Consider the following 6,288-nt stretch of genomic DNA (forward strand, 5'->3'; position numbering starts at 1 on the left):
ATTAACTCGCTGTCAGGCGGTCAGCAGCAGCGTGTTGCCATTGCAAGAGCCCTTGCAAACAAGCCGCATATTTTGCTTCTTGATGAGCCTCTCGGAGCTCTTGACCTAAAGCTTCGCAAGGATATGCAACGAGAATTAAAGAATATCCAGCAGGAGCTCGGCATTACATTTATTTATGTAACCCACGACCAAGAGGAAGCCCTGTCAATGAGCGACACTGTTGTTGTTATGGATAAGGGTAAAATTCAGCAAATCGGCACACCCGAGGATATTTATAACGAGCCTGTCAATGCCTTTGTTGCCGACTTTATCGGTGAAAGTAATATCGTTGATGCAATTATGCTTTCCGATTACGAGGTAACCTTTGGCGGTGTAAGGTTCAAGTGCCTTGACAGCGGCTTTGATAAAAATGAGTTTGTTGAGGCTGTTGTTCGCCCGGAGGATATTGTTATAACCGAGCCGGGAGCACAGGCATCCCTTACAGGCAAGGTAACAAGCGTAACATTTAAGGGCGTTCATTTTGAAATACTCGTTGATGTTAACGGCTTTATTTGGATGATTCAAACCACAAGGGATGACATCAAGGTTGATGATACTATCGGTATGCACATTGAGCCTGATGCAATCCATATTATGAAGCGCAGTGAGTATTCGGGCGAATTCGGTGACTATTCCTCATTCTCGGATGAGATGGATCATATTTCCGACGCGTCATATAACTGGGAGGATGAAAATGAAGAGTAGTCTTTCCAAAAAATTACTTGATAAGCCGTATCTTTTGTGGGCGGCGCTTTTCATCGTTGTTCCGCTCATAATGGTTGTTTACTATGCTTTTACCGACAAATCAGGTGCTTTCTCACTTAACAATATGTCGCAGATAAGCAATTACTTTCCAACTATTCTTTTGTCAGTGCTTTACGGCCTTGCCGCAACTGCTATCTGCGTTGTTATAGGCTATCCGTTTGCGTATGCGTTGTCAAAGCATACCGTTCGCACTCAAAGGACAATGGTTCTTCTTGTTATGCTTCCTATGTGGATGAATTTTCTTATAAGAACATACAGCCTTATGACAATTCTCGGAGACAGCGGTGTAATCAACTCTGCATTAACCGCTATCGGTCTTAAGCCTGTCCATATGATAAATACGGGCGGTGCGGTAATTCTCGGTATGGTGTATAACTTTTTGCCATATATGATTTTGCCTATTTATTCCGTTTTGTCAAAGCTTGACAATTCTCTTATCGAGGCGGCACACGATTTGGGCAGCGGCAGTGTTACAACGTTTAGACGTGTTATTTTGCCGATGTCGCTTCCGGGCTTGCTTTCGGGTATTACAATGGTTTTCGTGCCTTGTGCATCAACCTTTTACATCACTCAAAAGCTCGGCGGCGGTCAGATTGTTCTTATCGGCGACGTTATTGAAAGTCAGTTCCAGTCTGCAAATAACTACAATCTCGGTGCGGCACTCAGCTTTGTGCTTATGATTCTTATTTTCATCTGCCTCGGCATTATGAATTATTTTGATGACGGCACACAGGACGGAGGTGTTGTAATATGAAGAAAAGGATTTCACCTGCGTCAAGGCTTTATATGGTGCTTATCTTCATATTCCTTTACGCACCTATCGCGGTTATGACCGTGTTTTCGTTCAATTCCGGCACGTCAACCTATATTATGGAGGGCTTTTCAACATATTGGTGGAAGGAAATGTTCCGCGATACCGCCGCTATGCAGGCACTCAAGAATACCGTTGTGCTTGCACTTGCAACAACAGGCATATCAACGGTGCTTGGCATTACTGCGTCTGTGGGATTGTTCCTGCAAAGGAACAGCCTCTATAAAAAAGCACTTATGAATGTTACAAATATTCCTATGATGAATCCGGAAATTGTAACAGGCATTTCGATGATGCTTTTGTTTGTGTTTGCCGGTGCACTCATAAATGTAAAAGAGGTGCTCGGCTTTACAACTATTCTTATCGCACACGTAACATTTTGCCTGCCATATGTTATCCTTAATGTTATGCCAAAGCTCAGGCAGTTTGATATGAATATTTACGAGGCTGCCGTTGACCTCGGCTGCAAGCCTCTTCATGCGTTTTTTAAGGTTGTAATGCCCGAGATAATGAACGGTATAATTACAGGATGTGTTATGTCGTTTACGCTTTCTCTTGACGACTTTATTATTTCGTATTTCACAAACGGACCTTCGTTTCAAACATTGCCTATTTACATTTTCTCTCTTACAAAGAAAAGAGTAAAGCCGGATATGTTTGCACTTTCAACCCTGATGTTCCTTGTAATACTTGCTCTGCTTGTGGCTATGAACGTTGCTCAGGCTAAGGCAGAAAAAAAGGAGGGCTCAAAATGAAAAAATTAAAGGCAGTTTTTTCGTTTGCTTTGTGCCTTGTTGCCTGCTTTTCTGCGTTTGGCATTACTGCGTTTGCAGGGGAGGATTACTTTTCTGCAGAGCAAAAGGAGTATTACAAAAATCTCGGCTTGCAGGGAACTGTAATCAATGTATATAACTGGGGCGAATATATATCCGACGGCGGCGAGGGCTCAATGGATGTTGTGTCCGAGTTTGAAAGGCTTACAGGTGCAAAGGTTAATTACACAAACTTTGAATCTAACGAAAATATGTATTCAAAGCTTCTTGGAGGCGGTGTATCCTATGATGTTATTGTTCCGTCCGACTATATGGTGGAACGGTTGATTGATGAGGATATGCTTGTTCCTATTGATTATTCAAATATTCCAAATATGAAATATATCCGTGAGGATTGCCTTAATCTTCCGTTTGACCCGGAGCAAAAGTATTCCGTGTGCTTTAATACAGGATATACCGTTCTTATTTATAACAAAAAGCTTGTTAAGGAAAAGCCTGATTCATGGTCTGCTCTTTGGGATGAGCAGTACAAGGGCAAGGTTCTTATGTTCAATAACAGCCGTGATGCGTTTGCCATTGCACAACAGCTTGCGGGTACAAGCCTAAACTCCAATGTTGAGCAGGAATGGGTTGATGCCGCAAAGCTTCTTGCACAGCAAAAGGATAAGGTTAACCCTGTTTATGTTATGGATGAGGTGTTTAACCTTATGGAGTCGGGCGAATATGCGTTTGCAACCTATTATGTCGGCGACTATGTTCTTATGAACGAGAATAATGAGGATTTGGATTATGTATTTCCCAAGGAGGGCGTTAACGCCTTTTATGACGCATTTTGTATTCCTAAATGTGTACAGAACAAAAAGGGGGCAGAGGCTTTTATAAACTTTATGCACGAGCCGCAGGTTGCCCTTGAAAATGAGGAGTACATTTACTACGCGTCTGCAAATAAGTCGGTGCAGGAAAACGAGGAATGCTCCCTTTACGGTAATGAGGCTGTTTATCCGACCGAGCCGCCGAAAAGTGAGGTATTTTCAAATCTTCCGCAAAATATTCTTGAGCTTCAAAATAACCTTTGGTCAAGCGTAAAAAGCGGTAATTTGAGCGTTAACAGTAAGCAAACCGAAAGGCAGATATACACTGTGTCTGCTTGTGTCGGTGCAGGTGTCGTATTGTTTGTGGCCTGCTATTTTGTAAAGAAAAAATTAAAAAGTAAGGAACAGGATTTAAGTGATTTGTATGAGCAAAATTAAATGTGCGGTATTTGACCTTGACGGAACTCTTGTAAACACCATTGATGATTTGGCAAACGCCTGCAATATTCTTATGGAAAAGTACGGCTATGATGCAAAATGGTCAATCGATGATTATAAAAGATTTGTCGGCAACGGTGCAAAAAAGCTTGTTGCACGTGCCTTTGGCAACACTCTTGATGAAAATACTCTTGATGAAAGGTACAGAGAGTTTAAGATTGTTTATGACAGAATAAAGCTTGATAATGCCCATGTCTACGACGGAATTAAGGAACAGCTTGATATTATTAAGGCAATGGGTGTTAAGCTTTGTGTTGTAACTAACAAACCGGATGTGGCGGCTCACGGTATGGTGGAGCATTTTTTCGGCAAGGATTATTTTGATTATATCATCGGCGGAATTGATGGTGTACCTACCAAGCCCGACCCGACAACAACGTTTAAGGCATTGTCGGCAGTCGGCTGTAAGCCGAGCGAGGCAATATTCTTCGGCGACAGCGAGGTTGATATGAAAACCGCCAAAAACGCAAACATAGAAGCAGTGGGTTGTTCTTGGGGATTTAGAAGTTTTGAAATCCTTTTCGCCGAGCATCCCGCAGTAATAATTGACGAGCCAAGGTACATTTCAAAATTATTTTGAAAAAACTCAAAAAAGGTGTTGACATTTGATACCTCATCTGTTATACTTTTATTCGTTGAGCGAGAGTGGCGGAATCGGCAGACGCGCACGTTTGAGGGGCGTGTGGGGCGACTCGTACGGGTTCAAGTCCCGTCTCTCGCACCAAAAATAAGGAATACCCATTAGGGTGTTCCTTATTTTTTTATGCAAGTATTACTATTGTTAAATAACGGAAATTAGGAATTTTTTTGCTGATGCAGGAAACACTTATGTAAAGCGTTTATTCAAAGTGGAGGTGCAAAATGGAAATTTTGAAGGTTGCTTTAACATCGGTGTTTTCTGCCGCGACATTGTTTATTATTGCAAAGATTATTGGCCATAAGCAGATGTCACAGCTTGATTTTTTTGATTATATAACGGGCATAACGATTGGCTCAATAGCAGCAGAGCTTGCCACGGAAATTGAAGAACCGTTAAAGCCATTTGTTGCAATGATTGTATACGGAGCAATAACATTTATTCTTTCCGTTGCAACAAGAAAAATGTCGAGAATACGAAAATTTATTAACGGCACACCTACTATAATTATGAATAACGGTAAGATCTATCGCAAAAACTTGAAAAAAGCCAAGCTTGATTTGAGTGAATTTATGGTAATGTGCAGGCAGGAGGGCTATTTCAATTTGAACGATATACAAACGGCAATTTTTGAATATAACGGTCGGCTCACCGTTTTGCCTGTCAGCACAAAACGTCCGGTAAATCCCGAGGATATGGAGCTTGAACCACAGCCCGAGCATATCTTTACCGAAATTATTATGGACGGACGGGTTATTGATGAAAACCTAAAACGTATGAATCTTAACGAGGAGTGGCTTAAAAAACAGCTTAAAAAGCAAGGACTCAAAAGCGCCAAGGAGGTTTTCCTCGGGCTTTGCGATGATAAGCAACAGCTTTCTGTTTATAAATTCGAATAGACTAACAATAAATAAATAATAAATAAATCTGTTAATAATTGACAATAACAATGCTTTGTTGTAGAATAACAGACGTAGGACAGCGGTTGTAGGAGAAACAGTGGCAAAGCAGTCCTTGTGCACATCTATGCTTTGGATGTGCATTTATTTGTTGAGGAGGTAATGCCATGAAAAAAAGTGCCATAACTGCAATCATTGCCATTGTGCTTGTGTTTATTTTTACTGCCGGCGGAGTTGTCGGCAATATGCTCGGCTTGTTCAGTAAGGGCAACAGCGTTGAGTATTCTCCAAAGCAGTGTACGCTTGAGGAAAGCTCTCTTTACGGCAAAAAAATAATTTTCCTCGGTAGCTCCGTTACCTACGGCTACTGCTCTCTTGGTGATTCTTTTGTAGATTATCTTGAGCATCAGTACGGTGTTATTTCTATTAAGGAGGCAAAGTCGGGCACAACGCTTGTTGATAACGGAAAAAACAGCTATGTATCCCGTATGAAGACTATTGATAAAAATATTTCTGCCGATGCGTTTGTTTGCCAGCTGTCAACCAACGATGCAACAAAAAATATGCCTCTCGGTGAAATATCAGACAGCTATGATATAAAAACATTTGATACCCAAACCGTCATCGGTGCAATCGAATACATAATTGCTTATGCAAAAGCAACATGGAGCTGTCCCGTTATTTTCTTTACAAACCCAAAATACGATAGCGATGTGTATGCAAAAATGGTAGAGGCTATTGATCAGCTGAGCCAAAAGTGGACAATTGGTGTAATTGACCTGTGGAACGATGACGAGGTTAATGATATGTCTGTTTCAAACGACTTTATGAATGATGATATTCATCCCACCCGTAGGGGATATAAGGAGCTGTGGACTCCCGTGTTTAAGGAATGCCTTGAACGCTTTACAACTCGATATTACTAAAAAAAGCTTGCCGGTGGGCAAGCTTTTTTAGACTGTCGATAAAGTGGGCTGAAACACGCCATATAAATTAAAAAAACCGATTTGAGCCTCTCTTGTGTAAAGGGAGGTGGGTGCGATTTATCGCACTC

Annotated in this window: 7 protein-coding genes and 1 tRNA gene; all 8 read left to right on the top strand. The window is 41.4% G+C overall.

The window, feature by feature from the left end:
• A partial coding sequence (locus Q0P34_RS08120) for an ABC transporter ATP-binding protein (RefSeq protein ID WP_294955286.1) occupies positions 1 to 744 on the top strand: 744 nt, incomplete at its 5' end.
• On the top strand, positions 734 to 1,558 hold the full coding sequence (locus tag Q0P34_RS08125; protein ID WP_294955288.1) for an ABC transporter permease: 825 nt from the start codon (positions 734 to 736) through the stop codon (positions 1,556 to 1,558). The genes Q0P34_RS08120 and Q0P34_RS08125, both read left to right, overlap by 11 nt.
• Positions 1,555 to 2,370 (top strand): ABC transporter permease, encoded by an 816-nt coding sequence (locus Q0P34_RS08130; RefSeq protein WP_294955290.1) that lies wholly within the window; start codon positions 1,555 to 1,557, stop codon positions 2,368 to 2,370. Before Q0P34_RS08125 ends, Q0P34_RS08130 begins: the two co-directional genes overlap by 4 nt.
• On the top strand, positions 2,367 to 3,638 hold the full coding sequence (locus tag Q0P34_RS08135; protein ID WP_294955292.1) for a spermidine/putrescine ABC transporter substrate-binding protein: 1,272 nt from the start codon (positions 2,367 to 2,369) through the stop codon (positions 3,636 to 3,638). Before Q0P34_RS08130 ends, Q0P34_RS08135 begins: the two co-directional genes overlap by 4 nt.
• On the top strand, positions 3,625 to 4,278 hold the full coding sequence (locus tag Q0P34_RS08140) for an HAD family hydrolase (protein ID WP_294955294.1): 654 nt from the start codon (positions 3,625 to 3,627) through the stop codon (positions 4,276 to 4,278). The genes Q0P34_RS08135 and Q0P34_RS08140 overlap by 14 nt, the downstream gene beginning before the upstream one ends.
• Positions 4,279 to 4,337: 59 nt before the next feature.
• Positions 4,338 to 4,422 (top strand) — tRNA-Leu (locus Q0P34_RS08145).
• Between the two features lie 137 nt (positions 4,423 to 4,559).
• Positions 4,560 to 5,234, top strand: a complete 675-nt coding sequence (locus tag Q0P34_RS08150) for a DUF421 domain-containing protein (RefSeq protein ID WP_294955296.1) — start codon at positions 4,560 to 4,562, stop codon at positions 5,232 to 5,234.
• Between the two features lie 167 nt (positions 5,235 to 5,401).
• Positions 5,402 to 6,160, top strand: coding sequence for an SGNH/GDSL hydrolase family protein (locus Q0P34_RS08155; protein ID WP_294955298.1), 759 nt, complete (start codon positions 5,402 to 5,404; stop codon positions 6,158 to 6,160).
• Positions 6,161 to 6,288 lie beyond the last annotated feature (128 nt).

Origin of the sequence: uncultured Eubacterium sp. (assembly GCF_945980375.1) — a bacterium.
Classification (GTDB): domain Bacteria; phylum Bacillota; class Clostridia; order Oscillospirales; family Acutalibacteraceae; genus Eubacterium_R.